This is a genomic window from Vibrio sp. 10N.286.45.E10, assembly GCF_002874195.2.
Taxonomy (GTDB): domain Bacteria; phylum Pseudomonadota; class Gammaproteobacteria; order Enterobacterales; family Vibrionaceae; genus Vibrio; species Vibrio crassostreae.
Genome location: NZ_MCWD02000001.1, coordinates 2,357,851 through 2,379,376, shown reverse-complemented (window position 1 = coordinate 2,379,376; position 21,526 = coordinate 2,357,851). Strand labels below are relative to the sequence as shown.

Sequence of the window (21,526 nt, the reverse complement as noted above, 5' to 3'; positions counted from 1 at the left end):
TTACCTCAAACGTAGAGGCTTTTTACTGGCAGTAGAAGGAATTTAGAATGACACAAGCGCAGAACCTGCATCAATCCATGACAGAAACTGCAGCCTATGATGGCCAACCTGCTCAGCTTGTCACGCTGTCGAATGTACACGGCATGGAAGTGACATTCATGGATATTGGCGCAACGTGGTTGAGCTGTATCTTGCCAGTAAAAGGAAATAGAAGAGAAGTGCTATTGGGTGTTAACTCAATGGATAATTTCGAGAAGCAAGCCAGCTATATGGGCACAACCGTTGGCCGTTATGCTAACCGCATTGCCAATGGTCGCTTTAAAATTGATGGTCAGAACTACAAGCTGGAAACCAACCAAGCGGGCAATACCTTGCATGGTGGTCCGAACGGTTTTGATAAACGTCGTTGGAATATTACCGAGAAAACCGAAACGTCAGTGGTGTTTACTCTTGAGTCTGCTGATGGCGACCAAGGATTTCCGGGGAATTTGAATGTGTCGGTGCGTTATGACATCACCGAAGACAATCGAGTTTCCATTAATTACTCTGCAACCACCGATAAGCCAACCGTGGTTAATCTAACGAATCATGCTTACTTCAATCTACTTGGCGCAGAAGCCGGACACGATTGTTTGTCACACATTGTCAGCATCAACGCCAATCAATTCTTACCGACCAATTCGGTGGGTATTCCATTAGGTAACCTTAAATCGGTGAAATCGACCAGCTTCGACTTCAATCAGCCTATGATGATCTCAGAGCGTTTGTTGGGTGATGAACAGCAGAAAGCAGCAAAGGGTTACGACCACTCTTTCTTATTGGCTGACGGCTGCAAGCGCACTCAATGTGCCGCTACCGTAACCTCACCAGATGCGCTCGTCACACTAAAAGTATTTTCAACCAAACCTGCGATGCAGCTATACACCGGAAACTGGCTTGGTGGCACACCAAACCGAAGTGGTGGTAGCTATGAAGACTACGCTGGTTTGGCGCTAGAAACTCAGTTCTTACCTGACTCTCCTAACCACCCAGAGTGGAAGCAGGACAGTTGTATTCTCAAGCCTGAACAAGAATATAACTACAGTACCTGTTACCAGTTTGAATTTTCGGGGGATTCTTCAAACTAGTACGCTCTAGTTCAAAACGGTTACGCCAATGTCTTTTGCTTGTGAATAGGACGATGTGAATTATCGCGTTGTTCTTGGGGGATGAGCAAAAGTGGCGCTCAACAAGAGTGCGGTTTATTAAGCGCGATTGTTGAGTATCCGAGTAAGGTAGGAAAGCCCTAACAGAAGCGATTCTGTTAGGGCTTTTTTTTGTTTATTGCTTGGTGAGTAGACTAGAGCTTAGACTTTCTCTACCGAATTACGGCGTACCAAAGTCGGAGAGAACATCATTGGCTCAGTTGAGGTGTTTTCACCTTTGGCTAGGTGCAACGCGAGTCGTGTCGCTTTCTCTGCCATCATCTGAATTGGGTAGCGAATGGTGGTTAGCTTTGGATGAACATAGCGGGCAATCAAGCCATCATCGAAGCCGATGATCGACATTTCGTCCGGCGCTTGAATACCGTTTTCATCAAGGACAGATAAAGCACCTGCTGCCATGTAATCGTTGTATGCAACAATACCGGTGATTGGCAGTGATTTAGTCAAAAGGTTAGTCATGGCGTATTCGCCACCGTCACTGGTGGGTGCTGAGTATTCAATATAGCTGTCAGAGAGCGCAATTTTGTAATCTGAGAGTGCCGCTAAGTAACCTTGGATACGTTCATCGGCATCTTCAATGCTATGCGATGAGGCGATACAGGCAATATTCTGATGACCATGGCGGATCAGATATTCAGTCGCAAGATACGCGCCTTTTTTGTTGTCCAAGAAAATACAACGGTTGGCAATCTCTGCAATATAACGGTTGATCAGCACTAAGCCTTTGACTTCTTTTGCATAGGCAATCAGTTCTTCGTCTGTCAGGCCTTTTGAGTGGATCACCAAAGCATCGCAACGGCTGTTAATCAGTAACTCAATCGCTTGTCTCTCTTCTTCACGATCGTGTGAGCCATTACCGACAAGGATATGTTTTCCGTTCTCACGAGCGACATTATCGACAGCCTTAACTAGCGTGCCAAAAAAGGGATCGGAGATGTCACCGACCAATACACCAACAGTGTTTGTGCTTTGGCTTACCAGAGCGCGAGCATTGGCATTCGGGCGATAGCCGAGTTTAGACATCGCTTTAGTTACAGACTCTACCGAGCTTGCACTCGCCTTGGGAGACTTGTTGATCACTCGAGATACGGTTGCAACAGAAACACCAGCTTCCTTTGCTACATCTTTAATTGTTGCCATTTTTAACCTCTATACATTGCTGCATCTATTTAACACCGACAATGATAGTAAGGCAACGAAACTCTCATTTTACTTCCAGTAATGAGATCTTTACCGCTTGTAATTATTAGGCTTAATGCTAGTGTAAACATTTACATTTTACTTAATTTTAGTAAATGATTTAATGGGTGAAAATAAATCAATATAGGAAGTGAGAAATGGATACTGTCTCTTATGGTGACTTTGCTAAGTTAGAAATGCGTGTCGGTAAGATCATCGAGGTTGTGCGTCATGAAAATGCGGACAAGCTTTACATCGTGCAAGTGGATGTGGGTGACAAAACGCTACAAACGGTGACCAGTTTAGTACCTTATTACACAGAAGAAGAGTTAATGGGCAAGCAGGTTGTTGTTTTGTGCAATCTAGCGAAGGCGAAGGTGAGAGGCCACACTTCTGAGTGCATGTTGTTATGTGCCGAAACGGAAGATGAATCTGAAAGTGTATTACTGACACCTGAACGTGCGATGCCAGCAGGTATTCGTGTCGTTTAAGCTCTCTTTAGGTTGGTGATCTAATGTGTTCACCAACCTAAATTAACTCGCTATGTATATTCATTAACAAGGTACATAAGCTAGCTTCGTACAGTCAGTATCAAGCCATCAATTACACTGTGGTGGTGATCGGAAACCCCAGCAAGATTGCCGTATTTAGGCTGGTGGCGATCATTTTCTAATGGGTGATGCCAACCTTGTGTGTGTTTAACAAAGTGCGCCGCAAAGCTTTCAGACACCTCTAAACATCCTGCCAATACCGTGTCGACATAGGTTTGAACGATAGGGCTGTTTTCGCAAGGAGCCTCAATCTCGTCTTTGATGTAAACCCAGATCGATTGATCCTGTTTGAACTCATTTTGGCTTTCTATCTGAGAGGCCTTTAATTCGATTCGATGATAACCTCGCTCACGGCGATCAAACTCAGCCAGTGCAATATCATCCACCTCAAGCAACACACCATTCACCTGTCCCTTGCCGAGATTGACGATCAAAGGTGATAAAACATAACTGTCATCGATCTTGCTCCAATGGCGAATTAAGCCATGAACAATCGCAGGGATCGCTTGCCCAGTCTGACCGGTAAGCTGGCGTGAAGATGAGTTGATTAAGCTACCATAACCAAAAATATACATCGCATTCCTTGTCTGAGTTGTTCCATTTAAGTCTAGTCTTACTATATGTGTCGTTTCATCAAAAGTCAGCCGTTTTTATTTTTATACACTTGCGAGTTAAATTGACTCTTTTGATTGTGTTTAATTGACTCGCTTTTGACTTGAAAAAGTGCGTTGATTGTTGTTTTTAAAAGGTTTCTATGTTTGGCGCGTTTCGTGCATTGTTGAAAGTAATATGGCAGTAGAAATTACTGCATCACGAATTTGACTATTAAATAGCAATTCCCAGAAGCCACACTTGGCTTGTTATCTGAAATGAGGAACGAGTTTGTTAAATATCACAGATAAAAGTGTAGAAGATGCAATTCCTGCTTATCTTCGTTTGGGGTTTAGACCTTTCTTCTTTTTAGGCAGTCTCTATGCTGTGATCGCGATTGTGGCTTGGGTCATCATGTTCCAAAACGGTCAGCCAGAAATGCTAAAAGTACCGGCGCTTTGGTGGCACGTACACGAAATGCTGTTTGGTTTCTCAATGGCGATAGTGGTCGGTTTTGTGTTAACGGCGGTACAAACGTGGACGGGTGTCAACGGAACCAAGCACTATCGGTTAGCTGCCCTTGTTGGCTTATGGATCGCACCTCGCATTCTGTTTTGGACACCTGCTCCGTTATGGTTGATCTCGTCGGTTGAGGCGTTGTTCTTAATCTTCGCCGCCTACGAAATTGGTTTTCGTGTCGTGAAGTCGAAAGGCTGGAAGAACCTGTTCTTTGTACCACTGTTTATATTGGCTATCGTGGCGAACTTTGCTAGTTACGCGACCATTAAGGGGATGCCTCCATTTCCTTCATCAGCGGTATGGCAAGCGATGTTGTGGTGGTTTACGTTGTTGCTGTCTGTAATGGGTGGGCGAGTTATTCCATTCTTCACGGCGCGTCGTTTTGATTTTGAAAAAGCTCAACCCTTAGTTTGGTTGGAATGGCTAGCGAATCTACCTTTGGTTGGTTTATTTGTGTTGAGTTTCTTCCCATTGACCTTTGCTCAAGTCGGCAATGAGTTGATGGTATTTGCAGGTGTAACCCAATTGGTACGCTTTATCCGCTGGAAGCCTTGGACAACTTTGTCTGAGCCTTTGGTGTGGTCGCTGCATGCGGCTTACCTATGTATCCCTCTAAGCTTGCTGCTACGTGGTCTGTTGGACAACCCGTTCGCGAGCCACAATATGCTGCACTTGTTTGCGATTGGTGGTCTGAGTGGGTTAATTCTTGCGATGATTACACGCGTGACGATGGGGCACACCGGTCGTGCTATCTATAAAGGGCCAAGTATGGCTTTGGCGTTCTCGGCTATTTTTATCGCGGCGCTAGTACGTAGTCTAGGTGTGACCTTTTTCCCGGCGTACTTATTTGAGATAGTCAACATCAGTGCGGGTTTATGGACGTTAGCATTTGGGCTATTTATCTGGAAGTTCGGCATGATGCTATTAACACCAAGAGTGGATGGTCACCCGGGCTAAGCTAATTGGTTATCTACCCATACTGAAAGGGAAGCTCTGAGCTTCCCTTTTTGATCTTCATAACTCATTAAGTATTTGCAACAAGGTATTGGCGTACCTGTGTAATGAGATCTTCTTTGGCGTGAGGCGAGATGAAACTGGCTTCGATGGCATTAATACTGAATTGCGCTAATTCGTTTTTCGTCACTGGGTGAGCATTGGCGACGGCGAGGAAGTTATCATTCATATAGCCGCCGAAGTAAGCGGGATCATCGGAATTGATGGTGACGCACAGCCCTTTTCTCAACAGCTCGACGATGTTGTGCTCTTGCATGGTGTCGAAGACCTCGAGCTTAGTATTCGAGAGTGGGCAGACCGTCAGCGGTGTGCGTTTGGCTATTAGCTGCTCCATCAGTTCTTCATCTTCTATACAGCGAACGCCATGATCAATTCGGGTAATGCTTAGCAAGCTCAGAGCGTCGATAATATTTTGCGCAGGGCCTTCTTCTCCGGCGTGCGCGACAGTCAGAAATCCTTGGTTGATCGCTTCTCGGAATACATGTTTAAACTTCTCTGGCGGGTTGCCTTGTTCTGATGAATCTAGCCCAACCGCAATGATTTTGTCTTTGTAAGGTAAGGCCTGTTTGAGTGTCTCGAACGCGCTGCCTTCATCGAGATGACGCAGGAAACACATGATAAGTTGGCTGCTGATCCCGAGTTCCTGTGTGGCTTGCTCTAGTGCTTGGGTAATGCCGCCTACAATCGTGTCAAAGGCGATGCCACGTTCAGTGTGGGTTTGAGGGTCGAAGAATATCTCAGTGTGAACCACATTATCTTGCTGGCACTTCAACAGATAAGCCCACGTCAGATCGTAGAAATCTTGCTCATGAATCAGTACGTTAGCACCTTGATAGTAGATATCGAGAAAGGATTGAAGATTGTGGAACTGGTACGCCTCTCGTATTTGTTCAGGGGTCTCAAAGGGAATCGACACGTTATTACGCTTGGCGAGCTCGAACATCAGCTCTGGTTCTAATGTACCTTCTATGTGTAAGTGCAGCTCAACCTTCGGTAAATGTTTGATGAAGCTATCCATAGCAACTCCTTAGCTATTTTAATTATGGGCGGAGTAGGTGAGGCAGTAGAGTCTATAAACCTGAGCAAGCAGGTATCTCTTTCATTTATCTCTGTTTGAGCATAGTTCATTTCATTGTTGTCGATAAAACAGGGCAGAAACTGATGATGAATTGGAAGTTATGAACTAACAGAAATCAAGCGCAAACGATTTGCAGCATTGGAGTGTGATCCGCTGCAAATATTTGCAGCAATATTCATTGATTTGTGCTCTAATACCGCGCTTACCAAGGGATGGTGTTAAAAGATGCTCACTTAGATGGAGTTATCAAAGTTGACCGATCCCTTAATGATCTCCCTTAGGAAAAAATAGAACATGTCTAAGAACAAAAAATTTGATATCCGCCTTACAGAAAAACGCAACGGTTGGTGTGCTGAGATTACTCGTCAAGTAACGTCTCGCAGCACTACAGTATCTAAGCGTGAGTCTGGTTTCGAAACTGAAGCTCTAGCACAAGAGTGGGCAGAGAAAGAGCTAGCATCTTTCATCGCTAACCAAGCTGAACGTAACGAGCGTAAATCAGAGCAGCGTAAAGAGCGTGACGAACTACGTCACACTAAAGAGCTTAAAGCTGAGCAAGCACGTGAAGCGCGCGCTAAAGCTCGTGCAGAAGAGCAAGAAGACGCTGAGTAATTCAGTGCATGATTAATTTATAGATCCCTTAATTTTAAGATAAGGGATTTGTAAAAAAAGCCCCGATATAACTTTTCTCTTTCTAGTTAAAAGTATATTGGGGCTTTTTAGTTTGTGGAGTTCTGTTTTATTGTGTTTAAGAGCACGGTTTGGCTTCTCGCTTTTAACGTCGAGCTCTTAAACTTTTAAGCATTGCCTGATTAGTTATTCAGCGCAGTTAGCCAATCGTCTTCTGCTACTTCTTCAATGTAGCTTTCTACTGATTGTCCTACTTCTTCATCGTCTTGCTTAAAGTAAGCAATATGGAACACAGCATCACCTTCGTTTACCAAAGGTAGAGTTTGTTGACCAATCACGATACCGCCTTTGGTTGTGATCACTTGGCCCTCTTGGTGACCTAATGGAGAACTGATGTAAGCAAGGGTTTGTCCTGCTTCAACTTGTTCGCCAAGTCTTACCATGTTACGCAAAATACCGTCTGATTCCGCGCGGATCCAGCTGGTGGATTTACTCAACACAGGCTCTGGCAACTTTTTGCGGTTAGGGCGCAGCATGCCGATTTCTTTCATCACTTGATGCACACCAAGATAACCCGCACGAATCGCTAGATGATCAAAACGCAGCGCTTCACCACCTTCGTAAGTTAATACAGGAATCCCCAGTTTTTCTGCTTCGCTACGCAGTGAACCGTCACGCAGTGGTGAATCGATGATCACTGGTGTTGCGAATGCTTTCGCGATGCGCATTGTTTCTGGATTTGATAGGTTTGCACGAATCTGAGGCAGGTTGGTGCGGTGAATCGCGCCCGTGTGTAGATCCAAGATGTAATCACAGTGCTTTGCCACGTTCTCGAAGAAAGTGTAAGCGATACGTGATGTTAGCGATCCTTTCTCACTACCTGGGAAGCAACGGTTTAGGTCGCGACGGTCTGGTAGGTAACGAGACTTATGGATAAAGCCGAACACGTTAACGATAGGCACGACAATCAAGGTACCTTTCAGTTTTTTTGGATCGATAGCATTCGTCAGTTGTCGAGCAATCTCAACACCGTTTAGCTCATCGCCGTGGATCGCCGCATTTACCATCAGTGTTGGGCCTGCTTGGCGACCGTGAATAATTTCAATCGGGATCGAAAGTGGAGAGTGCGTGTAAAGCTGAGCCGCTTGCAGTTCAATCTCCATTCGTTGTCCTGGCTGAACAGTATAACCAAGTAATTCGAATGGTTGATTAGGTTTTAGTCTTGCCATTTAGGTTGTTCTCAACATGGTGATAATTCGTTAACACGGAATGTATCAATCGTTGATTTTTAGTACGAATCAATCGCTTTACGGTGACGACAAAAGTTTTTTATGAAGGGGCTTATGAATTGGTTTCAGTTTTTTATTTGGTTAATTGAAGGGTGTTTCAAATTGTGAATTTTCTGACAATACATTGATTTAGCGCTGATATTTGTCATTTGGTTCGTTGGTATTATCCACCGCCATTTTTTGGCGGCCAAATTCAAATATCGAGATCAAAATGAAAAAAACAATTTCAAAAGTTGTAGCACTAGCAGTGGTATCTGTTGCTTTGTCTGGCTGTGTTGGTAGCAACGCAGTAACGGGTTACCTAATGAAGTTCAACCTTAAAGCGGTTGATAACCGTTACGCACGTGGCGGTTTGAACTTACTGTTGGCACCTGCGTACGGTCTAACGGTTGCAGCGGATTACCTAGTATTCAACTCACTAGAGTTCTGGACAGGTAGCAACCCACTAACGGGTGCTCCGCACATCTTTGATACTAAGGTTGATACTTACCTTGATATTAACCATCAGCTAGATCCGTCTCTAACAGAAGCACCGATAGGCCCAATCACTAATGTAAATATGATCGAAAAAGGTCAGATGCAGCAGATTGATGAAAATACAATCCAAATGGATATCACTTACCAATCTGGTGAGCGAGCGACACTAATCGGTGTTCGTGATGGTGAGATGGTAACGTACTTCATCGATGGCGAAGTGGTTGCACAAACTTCAATTGATGAGCTAGAGAACTACGCAGCTTCACGCGCTTAATTTTTTTGCTTATTACAAAAATTAGATACAAAAACAGGTACTCAATGAGTACCTGTTTTTGTATCTAATAAACGGCATTTACTGAAAAGTACTATTTATTGAAAAGTACTATTTATTGAAAAGCACGGTTCATTGAACAAACATAGCTTATCGAATTATGCTTTTTCTGGGATTGCTTCAAGCAGTGCAACCATTTGGTTCCAGAATAGCTCAACGGTGTCGATCTTCACTTTCTCATCAGGAGAGTGCGGGAACTTGATCGTTGGGCCGAAAGAAACCATATCCATATTCGGGTAAGGTTCTTTGAATAGACCACACTCAAGACCAGCATGGATAACCATGATGTTTGGCTTGTGACCGTAGATACCTTCGTACATGTCGCGGAAGATGTGCATGATTTCTGAATCTGCGTCTGGCTTCCAACCTGGGTAAGCGCCAGAAAACTCGATGCTCGCGCCTGCTAGTTCAGCAACAGAATTCAGCATGCTTTCAACTTGGCTACGGCCAGAATCGATCAAAGAGCGAATCAGGCAAAGTACAGTGATTGAGTTCTCTTCTGTTGTGATAACACCAACGTTTAGAGATGTTTCAACAACACCTTCAATCTCGTCGCTCATACGAATCACGCCGTTTGGCGCAGCGTTTAGTGCAGCGATAAAGCGAGCTTGGTCAGCTGCTGCAAGAGCGCCCATTTCAACCGAAGCTTCTTCGTTGAAAGTAACAATGCTGTCTTCTACTTTACCTAGCTCAGTTGAAAGAAGCTCTGTGTAGTAGTTGTATAGAGAAGCCAGTTTCTCTTGGTTTGCAGCAGGTACTGCAACCGTTACGAAACCTTCACGAGGGAGCGCATTACGTAGGCTACCGCCTTTGAATTCGACGATGCGTAGGTCTAGCTCTTTCGCGTGACCCGCTAGGAAGCGAGCAAGCAGTTTGTTTGCGTTTGCACGGCCTGTGTGGATATCACAACCAGAGTGACCGCCTTTAAGGCCTTTCAACGTTAGCTTGCGTGTTACGAAATCAGCAGGAATTGCATTACGTGCAACTTCAAATGTCATTGCGCCGTCGATACCGCCAGCACAACCCATGTACACTTCGCCTTCTTGCTCTGAATCGGTGTTAAGAAGGATATCGCCTTCTAACCAACCCGCTTCAAGACCGAAAGCACCAGTCATGCCTGCTTCTTCATCTACTGTTAGTAGAACTTCGATAGGGCCGTGCTGGATTTCGTTTGAAGCAAGAACCGCTAGGCAAGAAGCCATGCCCATGCCGTTATCAGCGCCAAGCGTTGTCCCTTTTGCTGTAACCCACTCACCATCGATGTATGGTTGGATTGGATCTTTAGCGAAGTCATGAACGGTGTCTTCGTTCTTTTGTGGAACCATATCGATGTGAGCTTGTAGCACCACACCTTTTTTGTTTTCCATACCCGGCGTTGCTGGCTTCTTGATGAATAAGTTGCCCGTTGGGTCACGACGTACATCTAGGCCTTGCTCTGTTGCCCAAGCAATAATGTATTGAGCAAGCTCTTCTTCATGCTTTGAAGGGTGTGGGATTGAGCAAATCTTATCGAAGAACTGCCAAATAGGGGCAGGGGATAATTTACTGATCTCAGAATGGAATTCAGACACGGATGACTCCTTTTTTATTTGATAACCATATATTTAGGGTTTTTATAGGTGAAAACTTAGAACAAAAATCTAAAATATGGGTCTGTTTTGATGGCAACAGCATACCACTAGAGTGTTTTGACGAGTAGCGGTTCTAAACCTCAAATAGCTCAAATTTTGAAAGCGATCTTGTCCATCTGATCATGATTAAGCGCTTTGATGCTTATAAATGACACGGGCAAACGTTTGTTTAATTCTTTTTTGTAATTTAATTACAAAAATAAGTTTGCAAAATAACCATAAGTAGCCAAAAGTGTGATGTGTAGCAAAAAATACTTGTAATCTTTTTTCTTTGGGGTATATTAATAACCAACTTCTGAGACGAAGAGTAAATGCTCAAAGGATGAGTCCGTTTTATCGCCTCCAAGGAACCGAGAAATCAAATTTGTTTTTTATTGATTTATTAAGGTGATAGTTATGAAAGGTTTACCATCTGCAATGTTCTGGCTTAACAGCTCTGTTTACACTAGCAACTTTGCATACCCTACAAGCTTTGGTTACTAATACCGTAAGCATGTAACTCGAACAGTTTTGTTCACCCCTATATATTGGAATTCTTTTACAGCCCTTTTGGTTGACAGATTCTACCGCCACTCAGTTTTGAGTGGCGTTTTTTTTGCCTGCTACTTTTCCAAACCGCTTTATCTCGTCTCTTTTCCTGCTGCTCTGCGTGGTTGTTTTTTAAACGCCAAAATATCAATTTGCGCCTTATTACTGATCCTGTTGAAAAATACACAACTCTTGTGGGTTTGAATTCAGAATTTAATGGTTAGATTCTTTATCAAAATAACAGATGGTCGAAAAAGTAACCAAGATTTTTCATTGTGCTTAATGGGCTTAATTAACTGTTTATTATGATTATTTCTTGGTGATTACTGCGTTTTTAATCGCTTTGTTTCATACGGCATTCTGATAAATATCGATTAGAGCCTTAATTCTATCTGGAATTTGTTATTTGATAACTTTATAATCCACAGCCAATCGATTACGCAACCGTTTACTTTTTACCCTTATAGGATTCGATAATGTTCGAAAAGCTATTCAAACTCAGTGAAAATGGCACCAATGTGCGCACTGAAATCATCGCAGGTCTAACAACCTTCCTAACAATGGCTTACATCATTTTTGTAAACCCAATGATTCTAGCTGATGCTGGTATGGACCATGGCGCTGTATTTGTAGCAACCTGTTTAGCGGCTGCTATTGGCTGTTTCATCATGGGCTTTGTTGCTAACTACCCAATCGCTCAAGCACCAGGTATGGGTTTGAACGCCTTCTTTACCTACGCAGTTGTTATGGGTATGGGTTATACGTGGCAAGTTGCTCTGGCAGCGGTTTTCGTATCAGGTGTAATCTTCATTTTCTTAAGTATCTTTAAGATCCGTGAATGGATTATCAACTCGATCCCCATGTCTCTGCGTGTTGGTATCTCTGCAGGTATCGGTCTTTTCCTAGCGTTTATTGCTCTTAGCAATGCAGGCATCGTTGTTTCTAACCCAGCAACTAAAGTTTCACTGGGCGACATTACTGCGATTGCTCCTATCCTTGGTTCATTAGGCTTCTTCCTTACGATTGCTCTTGTTCACCGTGGTGTGAAAGGCGCAGTAATGATTGCAATCCTAGCAATCACGGCTCTTGGTATTATTATTGGTGACGTTCAATACGGCGGCATCATGTCTACACCACCAAGCCTTGCTCCTACATTCATGCAGCTTGATTTCTCTGCTGTATTTGAAATCGGTATGATTTCAGTGGTATTCGCATTCTTGTTCGTCGATTTGTTCGATACAGCTGGTACTCTGGTTGGTGTTGCAACGAAAGCAAACCTAATCAAAGAAGACGGCAAACTACCTCGCTTGAACAAAGCACTGCTTGCTGACTCTACAGCAACATCTATTGGTGCACTGCTAGGTACATCAAATACTACTTCTTATGTTGAGAGTGTTGCGGGTGTCGCTGAAGGCGGCCGTACAGGTCTAACAGCGGTTGTTGTTGGTATCTTATTCCTACTGGCTCTTTTCTTCTCGCCACTTGCAGGTATGATTCCGGCTTACGCAACATCAGGTGCACTTTTCTATGTAGCAATTCTGATGATGTCTGGCCTAGTTGGCATTGATTGGCGTGATCTTACGGAAGCAGCACCAGTCGTGGTAACATGTCTGCTTATGCCGCTGACGTACTCTATCGCTGAGGGTATCTCACTAGGTTTCATCGCTTACGCTGCAATTAAGCTGCTAAGTGGTAAAGGTCGCGACGTTTCACCTGCTGTGTGGGTAATGTCGGCTATCTTTATTCTTAAATACATTTTCGCTTAATCGTCTAGATTTCTGCTTAATCGCTGAAGAGGCTATGTTTGAGATAGCCTCTAATAACATGACAAAATTATTAGGTTTTATACTATGAGCAACAAATTCGTTATCACTTGGGACAACATGCAGACTTACTGCCGTCAACTTGCTGAAAAGCAAATGCCAGCAGAGCAGTGGAAAGGCATCTGGGCAGTAAGCCGTGGTGGTTTGGTTCTGGTGCAATCTTGGCTCGTGAACTAGGTATTCGTCACGTAGATACGATTTGTATTTCTAGCTACGACCACGATCACCAACGTGATATGACAGTAGTTAAAGCACCTGAAGGTGACGGCGAAGGCTTCCTAATCGTTGAAGACTTGGTTGATAGTGGTGACACTGCACGTAAGCTTCGCGAAATGTACCCTAAAGCGAAACTGATCGCTGTATGTGCAAAACCATCTGGCGCTGATTTGCTAGACGAGTACATTGTTGATATCGCTCAAGACACATGGATTGAGCAACCTTGGGATACTAGCCTAAGCTACGTTGAGCCAGTAAATCGCAAGTCAAAATAAGCGTAAACTTAGTTTTTTGAGAAATGACCCTTTATAGGGTCATTTTTTTTTATATGATTAGTGACAACCATTTCTTATTAAGTATCCCAATGTCTGAACCAGAAGAAACGAGCTCGAACCTTTCGGAAACTTTGTTTGTAAAGCACAAGCAGGCGAAAGAGACCTCAATGTTGACACAATACATGCCAAGCTCTGAAGAGTTATTGGATGAGAAGCGTGAACAGCAAAACTCATCATGGTACCGAAACCTAAGACGTCTTCAGTGGGTATGGCAAGGCGTTAATCCAATAGAGCAAGAAGCGGTATTGGCTCGCATCGCGTCATCAGATAACTCTCGTACAACCGATGAGTGGCTTGATACGGTTATGGGTTACCGAAGTGGTAATTGGGCATACGAATGGACCAAGCTGGGTATGCAACATCAGAATCGTTCTAATGAAAAGAACGGTGAAGAGATGGCTGAAGAGCTGTTTTCAGCATCGTTGTGTTTCAGTATTGCGGGTTACCCACATCTCAAGAACGACAATTTGGCAGCTCAGGCTCAAGTGTTGGCCAACGCAGCCTATTCTGAAGCGATTAAGCACACCAAGTTGATCGTCAAACAGATTGATATTCCGTACCAAAACAAGAAGATCAAAGCGAACTTGCATCTAACTAAAACAGACAAACCACAACCAGTTGTGATTGTCAGCGCGGGTCTCGATAGCTTACAAACTGATATGTGGCGCTTGTTTAGGGATTATTTAGCACCTAAGAACATTGCTATGTTAACGGTAGACATGCCATCGATAGGGCACAGTGCGCATTGGCCTTTGACAGAAGACTCGTCTTGTCTTCACCAAGCTGTGCTGAATGAGCTACCTAACATTCCATGGGTGGATCACCACAAAGTGGGTTTATTTGGCTTCCGCTTTGGCGGCAATGCGATGGTCAGATTATCTTTCCTTGAGCAACATAAGATAAAAGCATGTATCTCTTTAGGCGCGCCAATTCACGATATCTTTGTTCATGCCGACAAACTTAAGCAGATGCCTAAGATGCATTTGGATGTGTTGGCTTCGCGTCTTGGTAAAGGGGCGGTCGATATCAATAGTCTTTCTGGGCAATTGATGGCGTGGTCACTGAAGGTGCAAGGTTTGCTGTCAAACAGTAAAACCAGTGTTCCTATCTTGGCATTGGCCTTAGAGGGTGATCCTGTATCACCACCGATGGATAATCAACTGGTTGCTATTTACAGTGATTACGGAAAAGCGAAGAAAATCAAAGCTAAGTCAATTACACAAGGTTATGAGCAATCCCTCGAATTGGCGATAAAGTGGCTTGAGGATGAATTATTTAGATGACATTTCTCCTAAATTAGTTAAGCATGAAAAGTGTACAAACTAAGTACCTGATACTCAGTAATAATTTATAAAATCCAATTGCGTAGTTTCTACGTATAACAGTCTGAGTAACGTCATTCTTAACATTGAAACTGGAGATTCAATATGTCAGAAGTGACACAACAACCTACGCATTACCGCTTGTTGAATGTTTTAAAGGCGATCGGGCCTTACTTGAGGGAACCGCAATCAGAAGAAGGTCACTATATCTTTGATTGCTTGTCTGTATGTGTGAACGATAAAAAATCACCAGAAGAACGCGAGTTTTGGGGCTGGTGGCTGGAATTAGATAAGTCGGAAGAGGGATATTCGGCGAAGTACAATATCGGTAAATACAACATCGATGGTAACTGGGATTCTTTGCCGTTACCTAAAAAGGCGGTCGCTGAGGTCTCTCGAACTCAAGAAGCCTTCCACAAAAAACTGGTTGATGAACTTCAAAGTAAGTTTGAAATCAGTATCCAATTAGACGAAGAGTCTGTCGAATTCGTCTAATTTTAAAGGTTACTCTTCTATATAAAGCAAAAAGGTGCGATTTCGCACCTTTTCTGCTTGTGAATTCCCCTTTTGATTGCTAAAACATCACCTCTTATTTGTTTTATCCATAAAAGACTTCATGACAACAAATCATCAAAGCGGGACAACAACACAGCGTAAAACTGTCGTTGTTAAACTGGGTACCAGTGTCTTAACTGGTGGAACATTGGCATTAGATCGTGCTCACATGGTTGAGCTAGTTCGTCAATGTGCAGAATTAAAAAAACAAGGCCACTCTGTGGTTATGGTTTCGTCTGGCGCAATTGCAGCAGGACGTGAGCACCTTGGTTACCCCGCACTTCCCAACTCAATGGCGAGCAAACAGTTGCTTGCGGCAGTTGGGCAAAGCCAGTTGATTCAAGTTTGGGAGTCTTTGTTTGCTATCTATGGCCTTAAGATTGGTCAGATGCTACTGACTCGTGCTGATCTCGATGATCGCGAGCGTTTTCTGAATGCACGTGACACGATCAACGCACTTGTTGAACACGATATTATTCCGGTAGTAAACGAAAACGATGCAGTAGCAACCAACGAAATTAAAGTGGGCGACAATGATAACTTGTCGGCATTAGTGGGTATTTTGTGCGGTGCTGATAAGCTTTTGCTACTAACAGACCAAAAAGGCTTGTTTACGGCTGACCCTCGTAAAGATCCAAATGCTGAGCTCATCAAAGAAGTGAAAACCATTGATGACACACTGCGTAAGATCGCAGGCGGCAGCGGTACGACGTTAGGTACTGGCGGCATGGCGACAAAACTGCAGGCTGCGGATATTGCTCGTCGCGCTGGCATCGAAGTGATTATTGCTGCGGGCAGTGCTGAAAATGTGGTGTTTGACTCACTGAGTGACAACCCACAAGGCACACGTTTCTTGCCGTTAGCCGAAGCGCTTGAAAACCGTAAACGCTGGATTTTAGCGGGTCCTGCTTCAGCTGGTGACATTGTGGTCGACGACGGTGCAGTAAACGCAGTCAACACCAAAGGCAGTAGCTTGTTGGCTAAAGGTGTTGTTCGAGTTAAAGGCGAGTTCTCTCGTGGTGAAGTTACCCAAGTCACAGACAGCAAAGGCAAAGTAGTAGCGCGTGGTATCGCTAGCTACTCAAGCCAAGACCTAGCAAAAATAGCAGGCAAGCACAGTAAAGATATTGGCGACATCCTTGGTTACGATTACGGGTCAGAAGTCATTCACCGTGACGACCTAGTCGTGATTCAAGAGTAGCTTGTGATGATAAGGCGATGAGCCGCGAGTTTAGACATCGCGAATCGCCTTTGTACATCCAAAGACAGACAGAATTTAGGGAGAGTTAAACGTGGATTTAACTAACATGGGTATCGCAGCAAAAGACGCTGCTTTCCACCTAGCGACCGCATCTACGGCGCAAAAGAATAAAGCATTGGCGATCATCGCTGATGAGCTAGAAGCAAACGCAGCAACGATTTTAGAAGCGAATGCGAAAGATATCGAACTAGGTCGCGAAGCCGGTTTAACTGACGCATTGCTTGACCGTCTACTTCTTAACGAAGAGCGCTTAACAGGCATTGCTAACGATGTTCGTAACGTGATTAGCCTGAATGACCCAGTAGGCAGCGAAATTGACAGCAAGGTACTGGAAAACGGCATGTCATTGTCTCGCCGTCGCGTACCGCTTGGTGTGGTTGGCGTTATCTATGAAGCGCGTCCGAACGTAACCATTGATATTGCGGCATTGTGTCTGAAGACTGGTAACGCAAGTATCCTACGTGGCGGTAAAGAGACGTTTTTCTCGAACATGGAACTGGTTAAAGTTATCCAGTCTGCATTAGAGAAAGCGGAACTTCCTGCGGCTTCTGTTCAGTACATCGAAAAACCGGATCGTGAACTCGTATCTCAACTGCTTAAGCTAGATGACTATGTTGACATGATCATTCCTCGTGGTGGCGCTGGCTTGCACAAGATGTGTAAAGAGAACAGCACCATTCCAGTGATCATCGGTGGTTTCGGTATCAGCCATATCTTTGTTGATGAAAGCGCTGATCTTGAGAAGTCTGTCGATGTGGTTGAAAACTCGAAAGTTCAACGTCCATCTGCATGTAACTCATTGGATACACTGCTAGTGCATGAAGCCGTTGCTGAAGCTTTCCTTACTAAGCTGAAACAGCGTTTAGCGGGCAAGGTAACCTTGGTTGCTGATGCGAGTGCAAAATCACTGCTAACTGGCTTTGAAGACCAACGTGATGCGGTTGAAGGTGACTTTGACACTGAATGGCTAAGCTACACGTTAGGCGTAAAAGTGGTTGCTGACGTTGCAGAAGCGATTGACCACATGCGCGTACACAACGCGAGTCACTCTGATGCGATCATGACTAACAGCCTAGAAAGCTCAGAGCGCTTTATTAACTCGGTAGGTTCTGCGGCGGTATATGTAAATGCATCAACTCGCTTCACTGATGGTGCGCAGTTTGGTTTGGGCGCTGAAGTAGCAGTCTCTACCCAGAAATTACATGCTCGCGGCCCTATGGGCTTAGAAGAGCTAACAAGTTACAAATGGGTAGGTAAAGCGAACTATTTAGTTCGCGGTTAACGCTGGTCGTTAATTTTACTCCTCAGCTCATTTTTGAAATGGCGATCGAGTAGCAATAATCAATGAATCACCACACAAAAGGGCCTTAATTGGCCCTTTTTCTTTCCTAACGTTTGGCAATTCCGTTACACTGATATTCAATTATTTGGAGGTGATATGCATTGTCCTTTTTGTTCAGAGAACGACACTAAAGTAATCGATTCAAGACTGGTTGCCGATGGACATCAGGTTCGTCGTCGCCGTCAATGCCTTGCATGTAGCGAGCGTTTTACTACGTTCGAATCGGCAGAACTTGTGATGCCTAAAGTAATTAAGTCGAATGGAAACCGCGAACCATTTAACGAAGATAAAATGGTCGGTGGTGTTCAGCGCGCCCTCGAAAAACGCCCAGTGAGTGCTGATGCAATTGAACTTGCGATCAGTACGATTAAGTCACAACTCCGTGCAACTGGTGAGCGTGAAGTACCAAGCGAGATGATTGGTAACCTTGTGATGGGCCAATTGAAAGAATTGGACAAAGTGGCGTACATCCGTTTTGCCTCTGTTTACCGTAGTTTTGAAGACATCCGAGAGTTTGGCGAAGAAATCGCTAAATTAGAGGATTAACTCCTCAATCATGTCAAACTTTACTCCCCTAGATTTTCAAATGATGTCGCGTGCTATTCAGTTAGCAAAACGCGGCATTTACACTACTGCACCAAACCCGAATGTGGGCTGTGTCATCGTACAAACCGATGGTCAGATCGTCGGTGAAGGTTTTCATGCTAAAGCGGGCGAACCTCATGCCGAAGTGCATGCCATGAGAATGGCAGGCGATAAGGCCAAAGGCGCGACAGCTTATGTCACACTTGAACCTTGTTCGCATTATGGTCGAACGCCGCCTTGTGCCGAAGGTTTGATTAAGGCTCAAGTTGCAAAAGTAATTTGCGCTATGCAGGACCCAAACCCAAAAGTCGCAGGTCGTGGTATCAAAATGCTACGCGACGCGGGTATTGAGGTTGAAATTGGTTTGTTAGAGCAAGATGCTCTTGATTTGAACCCTGCATTTATCAAGCGTATGCAAACTGGCATGCCATTTGTTCAGTTGAAGATGGCGGCTAGCCTTGATGGTCAAACTGCATTGGAAAATGGCCAAAGCCAGTGGATCACATCGCCAGAAGCGCGTCGTGATGTTCAGAATTACCGAGCAAAAGCGGGCGCAGTGTTATCCACAAGCCAAACGGTGATTGAAGATAACGCCTCGTTGAATGTTCGCTGGGCAGAGTTGCCAAGCAGTATTAAAGCTCATTACGCTGAAGATGAACTTCGTCAGCCAATTCGCGTGATTCTTGATCGTCAAAATCAACTGCGTCCTGAGCTCAAGTTATATCAGTCGCCAACACCAGTGTTAAGAGTGGCTGAAGCGTCTGCGGATATTGAAGTAGGAACCACAGATGCAGGTCAGCTCGATTTGCACGATCTGATGCGTCAATTACCTGCCAATCATATCGACCATATTTGGGTCGAAGCGGGCGCAACATTGGCAAAAAGCTTGATTGAAGAACAGCTGGTGGATGAGCTAATCCTCTATTTAGCACCTAAACTTATGGGCAGTGACGGACGAGGTTTGATGGGCGCATTAGGGCTCACTTCAATGTCTGACGTTATTGACCTAGAAATTAAAGATGTTCGACAGGTTGGTGTGGATATTCGCATTGTGGCGAAACCAATTGTGGCTAAACCAATAGCAGCGAAACCACTCTCGAAATAGTTACTCCAACTGCATACGTGTCGTTGACAACAAAAAGAGTTTTAAAATGTTTACAGGAATTGTAGAAGCCGTAGGTACATTGAGTGCAATCACTCCCCGCGGAGAAGACATCACCGTAACGGTCAACGTTGGCAAGCTTGATATGGCTGACGTTCAGTTAGGCGACAGTATCGCAACCAATGGTGTGTGTTTGACAGTCGTTGAATTCAACGACCACAGCTACAGTGCAGATCTTTCGCTTGAGACCCTGAAAAAAACGGGTTTTGTCGATTACCAAGCGGGCGATAAAGTTAACCTTGAGAAAGCAATGTTACCAACCACGCGTTTCGGTGGACACATTGTGTCTGGTCACGTTGATGGCGTGGGTGAGATTGTTGAACGCAACCAAGTTGGCCGTGCAATTGAGTTTTGGGTAGAAATGCCAGCAGAGATCTCAAAATACGTCGCTCAAAAAGGCTCAATAACGGTCGATGGCATCAGTCTGACTGTGAACGATTTACGCAAGAACGCATTCAAGCTGACTATCGTTCCTCACACCTCTTCAGAAACCACCATCGACCAATTCAATGTAGGTCGTAAAGTGAATTTAGAAGTCGATGTATTAGCGCGTTACATGGAGCGTTTACTGCAAGGTCAGCAACAAGAATCTGAGCCTGAATCTCGATTAACGATGGAATTCTTACAGCAGAATGGTTTTGCCTAACCGTTAATACAAAGTAATTAAGCGAGACTTTGTAAAGCGAAGCAATATCATCAGGTTTAAATAGTGTCGGTTCTAGGAAGCAGAACCATTTCAAAGGATATAGAACAATGCCAATTAGTACTCCTCAAGAAATTATTGAAGACATTCGCCTAGGAAAAATGGTTATCCTGATGGATGATGAAGATCGCGAGAATGAAGGCGATCTGATCATGGCAGCAGAACATGTTACGCCAGAAGCGATTAACTTCATGGCAATGTACGGCCGCGGTTTGATCTGTCTAACGCTGACTAAAGAGCGTTCAAACCGTATGGGTTTAGCACCTATGGTTCAAGACAATAATGCACAGTACACCACTAACTTTACGGTTTCGATTGAAGCGGCAGAGGGTGTAACAACCGGTATTTCAGCATCCGATCGTGCAGTGACGGTTCAAGCTGCAGTAGCGAAAGACGCAAAAGCGGCTGACTTAGTTCAACCTGGTCATATCTTCCCACTGACTGCTCAAGAAGGTGGCGTATTAACGCGTGCTGGCCACACTGAAGCGGGGTGTGATTTAGCTCGATTAGCAGGCTGTGAACCAGCATCGGTTATCGTAGAAATCCTAAACGACGACGGTACTATGGCGCGTCGCCCTGACCTTGAAGTGTTCGCAGAAAAGCACGACATCAAGCTTGGCACTATTGCTGACTTGATTGAGTACCGTAACAACACTGAAACGACAATTGAGCGCGTTGCACAATGTCATTTACCAACAGAGTTTGGTGATTTCGAGCTTGTGACTTACCGCGATACAATTGATAACCAGATCCACTACGCAATGCAAAAGGGCGACTTGTCTGTAGGCGCTCCTTTAGTGCGTGTTCACCTGCATGATACATTTACCGATCTGCTTCATTCAGACCGCGGTACCGAGCGCAGCTGGTCGTTAGATAAAGCGATGAAGCGCATTGGTGATGAAGGCGGCGTGTTGGTTATTCTTGGCAACGAAGAGTCGTCTGATTCTTTGATCCACAAAGTGAAGACATTCGAAGCGCAAGATAAGAACGAGCAGCCAACCATGGCTAAGAAGCAAGGTACTTCTCGTCGTGTTGGTGTCGGTTCTCAGATTCTTCAAGACCTAGGCGTACACGATATGCGTCTGCTTTCTTCGAGCACTAAGCGTTACCACGCATTGGGTGGTTTTGGTCTTAACGTTGTTGAGTACGTTTGCGAATAAATCCTATGTCAACAAGCAGACGTTTCTCCGTTTGTAGCG

At 44.5% G+C, this 21,526-nt stretch carries 19 protein-coding genes and 1 pseudogene; 15 read left to right on the top strand and 5 right to left on the bottom strand.

What is annotated here, in order from left to right:
- The first annotated feature begins 47 nt into the window (after window positions 1-47).
- Window positions 48-1,127, top strand: a complete 1,080-nt coding sequence (gene galM / locus BCU34_RS10510; protein ID WP_048658115.1) for a galactose-1-epimerase — start codon at window positions 48-50, stop codon at window positions 1,125-1,127.
- Between the two features lie 219 nt (window positions 1,128-1,346).
- Here galM and BCU34_RS10505 read toward each other — a convergent pair whose 3' ends face one another.
- Window positions 1,347-2,345: a substrate-binding domain-containing protein gene (locus BCU34_RS10505; RefSeq protein ID WP_048658114.1), complete on the bottom strand. Its 999-nt coding sequence runs from the start codon at window positions 2,343-2,345 to the stop codon at window positions 1,347-1,349.
- Window positions 2,346-2,542: 197 nt separating this feature from the next.
- Here BCU34_RS10505 and BCU34_RS10500 point away from each other — a divergent pair, with 197 nt between their 5' ends.
- A complete protein-coding gene (locus tag BCU34_RS10500) occupies window positions 2,543-2,875 on the top strand; it encodes a tRNA-binding protein (protein ID WP_102478736.1) in 333 nt (110 codons plus the stop codon).
- An 80-nt stretch (window positions 2,876-2,955) separates the two neighbouring features.
- Here BCU34_RS10500 and BCU34_RS10495 read toward each other — a convergent pair whose 3' ends face one another.
- Window positions 2,956-3,510, bottom strand: coding sequence for a gamma-glutamylcyclotransferase family protein (locus BCU34_RS10495; protein WP_048668908.1), 555 nt, complete (start codon window positions 3,508-3,510; stop codon window positions 2,956-2,958).
- Window positions 3,511-3,817: 307 nt separating this feature from the next.
- Here BCU34_RS10495 and BCU34_RS10490 point away from each other — a divergent pair, with 307 nt between their 5' ends.
- Window positions 3,818-5,002, top strand: a complete 1,185-nt coding sequence (locus tag BCU34_RS10490; RefSeq protein WP_102432650.1) for an NnrS family protein — start codon at window positions 3,818-3,820, stop codon at window positions 5,000-5,002.
- A gap of 67 nt (window positions 5,003-5,069) precedes the next feature.
- Here the strand turns inward: BCU34_RS10490 and BCU34_RS10485 are convergent, their stop codons facing one another.
- Entirely contained in the window at window positions 5,070-6,077 is a 1,008-nt protein-coding gene (locus tag BCU34_RS10485) for an adenosine deaminase (RefSeq protein ID WP_102478735.1), read from the bottom strand.
- A 354-nt stretch (window positions 6,078-6,431) separates the two neighbouring features.
- Here BCU34_RS10485 and BCU34_RS10480 point away from each other — a divergent pair, with 354 nt between their 5' ends.
- A complete protein-coding gene (locus tag BCU34_RS10480; RefSeq protein ID WP_017056240.1) occupies window positions 6,432-6,749 on the top strand; it encodes a DUF3622 domain-containing protein in 318 nt (105 codons plus the stop codon).
- 200 nt (window positions 6,750-6,949) lie between these two features.
- Here BCU34_RS10480 and BCU34_RS10475 read toward each other — a convergent pair whose 3' ends face one another.
- Window positions 6,950-7,996 (bottom strand): succinylglutamate desuccinylase/aspartoacylase family protein, encoded by a 1,047-nt coding sequence (locus tag BCU34_RS10475; protein WP_048658111.1) that lies wholly within the window; start codon window positions 7,994-7,996, stop codon window positions 6,950-6,952.
- Window positions 7,997-8,267: 271 nt separating this feature from the next.
- On the opposite strand from BCU34_RS10475, the gene BCU34_RS10470 reads away from it, so the two are divergent.
- On the top strand, window positions 8,268-8,807 hold the full coding sequence (locus BCU34_RS10470; RefSeq protein WP_102478734.1) for a DUF3332 domain-containing protein: 540 nt from the start codon (window positions 8,268-8,270) through the stop codon (window positions 8,805-8,807).
- A 155-nt stretch (window positions 8,808-8,962) separates the two neighbouring features.
- On the opposite strand, the gene BCU34_RS10465 is transcribed toward BCU34_RS10470, so the two are convergent.
- Window positions 8,963-10,435, bottom strand: a complete 1,473-nt coding sequence (locus BCU34_RS10465) for an aminoacyl-histidine dipeptidase (protein WP_102479772.1) — start codon at window positions 10,433-10,435, stop codon at window positions 8,963-8,965.
- 1,064 nt (window positions 10,436-11,499) lie between these two features.
- Between BCU34_RS10465 and BCU34_RS10460 the strand changes: the two genes are divergently transcribed.
- The 10 genes and pseudogenes from BCU34_RS10460 to ribBA all read left to right on the top strand — a co-directional run bounded on the left by BCU34_RS10460 (window position 11,500) and on the right by ribBA (window position 21,487).
- A complete protein-coding gene (locus tag BCU34_RS10460; protein ID WP_017633422.1) occupies window positions 11,500-12,789 on the top strand; it encodes an NCS2 family permease in 1,290 nt (429 codons plus the stop codon).
- Between the two features lie 84 nt (window positions 12,790-12,873).
- Window positions 12,874-13,337 (top strand): annotated as a pseudogene (tet(34), locus tag BCU34_RS10455) (oxytetracycline resistance phosphoribosyltransferase domain-containing protein Tet(34)).
- Between the two features lie 89 nt (window positions 13,338-13,426).
- A complete protein-coding gene (frsA, locus tag BCU34_RS10450) occupies window positions 13,427-14,680 on the top strand; it encodes an esterase FrsA (protein WP_102432647.1) in 1,254 nt (417 codons plus the stop codon).
- Window positions 14,681-14,824: 144 nt separating this feature from the next.
- Window positions 14,825-15,214 carry a sigma factor-binding protein Crl gene (gene crl, locus BCU34_RS10445; RefSeq protein ID WP_017060787.1) on the top strand — a complete coding sequence of 130 codons (390 nt, stop codon included), beginning with the start codon at window positions 14,825-14,827 and terminating at the stop codon, window positions 15,212-15,214.
- Window positions 15,215-15,290: 76 nt separating this feature from the next.
- On the top strand, window positions 15,291-16,475 hold the full coding sequence (gene proB / locus BCU34_RS10440) for a glutamate 5-kinase (RefSeq protein WP_170960819.1): 1,185 nt from the start codon (window positions 15,291-15,293) through the stop codon (window positions 16,473-16,475).
- A gap of 91 nt (window positions 16,476-16,566) precedes the next feature.
- Entirely contained in the window at window positions 16,567-17,817 is a 1,251-nt protein-coding gene (locus tag BCU34_RS10435; RefSeq protein WP_048664553.1) for a glutamate-5-semialdehyde dehydrogenase, read from the top strand.
- Between the two features lie 156 nt (window positions 17,818-17,973).
- A complete protein-coding gene (nrdR, locus tag BCU34_RS10430; RefSeq protein ID WP_004734394.1) occupies window positions 17,974-18,423 on the top strand; it encodes a transcriptional regulator NrdR in 450 nt (149 codons plus the stop codon).
- Window positions 18,424-18,463: 40 nt separating this feature from the next.
- Window positions 18,464-19,567 (top strand): bifunctional diaminohydroxyphosphoribosylaminopyrimidine deaminase/5-amino-6-(5-phosphoribosylamino)uracil reductase RibD, encoded by a 1,104-nt coding sequence (ribD, locus tag BCU34_RS10425; protein WP_048664554.1) that lies wholly within the window; start codon window positions 18,464-18,466, stop codon window positions 19,565-19,567.
- A 46-nt stretch (window positions 19,568-19,613) separates the two neighbouring features.
- Window positions 19,614-20,270, top strand: coding sequence for a riboflavin synthase (locus tag BCU34_RS10420; protein WP_048658105.1), 657 nt, complete (start codon window positions 19,614-19,616; stop codon window positions 20,268-20,270).
- A gap of 107 nt (window positions 20,271-20,377) precedes the next feature.
- Entirely contained in the window at window positions 20,378-21,487 is a 1,110-nt protein-coding gene (ribBA, locus tag BCU34_RS10415) for a bifunctional 3,4-dihydroxy-2-butanone-4-phosphate synthase/GTP cyclohydrolase II (protein ID WP_004734397.1), read from the top strand.
- Window positions 21,488-21,526: the final 39 nt, after the last annotated feature.

Excerpts from the sequence above, each read along its gene's own strand:
- BCU34_RS10480 (WP_017056240.1), top strand. The coding sequence starts at position 6,432 with ATGTCTAAGAACAAAAAATTTGATATCCGCCTTACAGAAAAACGCAAC.
- BCU34_RS10460 (WP_017633422.1), top strand. The coding sequence starts at position 11,500 with ATGTTCGAAAAGCTATTCAAACTCAGTGAAAATGGCACCAATGTGCGC.
- BCU34_RS10505 (WP_048658114.1), bottom strand. The coding sequence starts at position 2,345 with ATGGCAACAATTAAAGATGTAGCAAAGGAAGCTGGTGTTTCTGTTGCA.
- ribBA (WP_004734397.1), top strand. The coding sequence starts at position 20,378 with ATGCCAATTAGTACTCCTCAAGAAATTATTGAAGACATTCGCCTAGGA.
- BCU34_RS10470 (WP_102478734.1), top strand. The coding sequence starts at position 8,268 with ATGAAAAAAACAATTTCAAAAGTTGTAGCACTAGCAGTGGTATCTGTT.
- nrdR (WP_004734394.1), top strand. The coding sequence starts at position 17,974 with ATGCATTGTCCTTTTTGTTCAGAGAACGACACTAAAGTAATCGATTCA.
- BCU34_RS10485 (WP_102478735.1), bottom strand. The coding sequence starts at position 6,077 with ATGGATAGCTTCATCAAACATTTACCGAAGGTTGAGCTGCACTTACAC.
- crl (WP_017060787.1), top strand. The coding sequence starts at position 14,825 with ATGTCAGAAGTGACACAACAACCTACGCATTACCGCTTGTTGAATGTT.
- BCU34_RS10475 (WP_048658111.1), bottom strand. The coding sequence starts at position 7,996 with ATGGCAAGACTAAAACCTAATCAACCATTCGAATTACTTGGTTATACT.
- ribD (WP_048664554.1), top strand. The coding sequence starts at position 18,464 with ATGATGTCGCGTGCTATTCAGTTAGCAAAACGCGGCATTTACACTACT.
- BCU34_RS10500 (WP_102478736.1), top strand. The coding sequence starts at position 2,543 with ATGGATACTGTCTCTTATGGTGACTTTGCTAAGTTAGAAATGCGTGTC.
- BCU34_RS10495 (WP_048668908.1), bottom strand. The coding sequence starts at position 3,510 with ATGTATATTTTTGGTTATGGTAGCTTAATCAACTCATCTTCACGCCAG.
- BCU34_RS10420 (WP_048658105.1), top strand. The coding sequence starts at position 19,614 with ATGTTTACAGGAATTGTAGAAGCCGTAGGTACATTGAGTGCAATCACT.
- galM (WP_048658115.1), top strand. The coding sequence starts at position 48 with ATGACACAAGCGCAGAACCTGCATCAATCCATGACAGAAACTGCAGCC.
- frsA (WP_102432647.1), top strand. The coding sequence starts at position 13,427 with ATGTCTGAACCAGAAGAAACGAGCTCGAACCTTTCGGAAACTTTGTTT.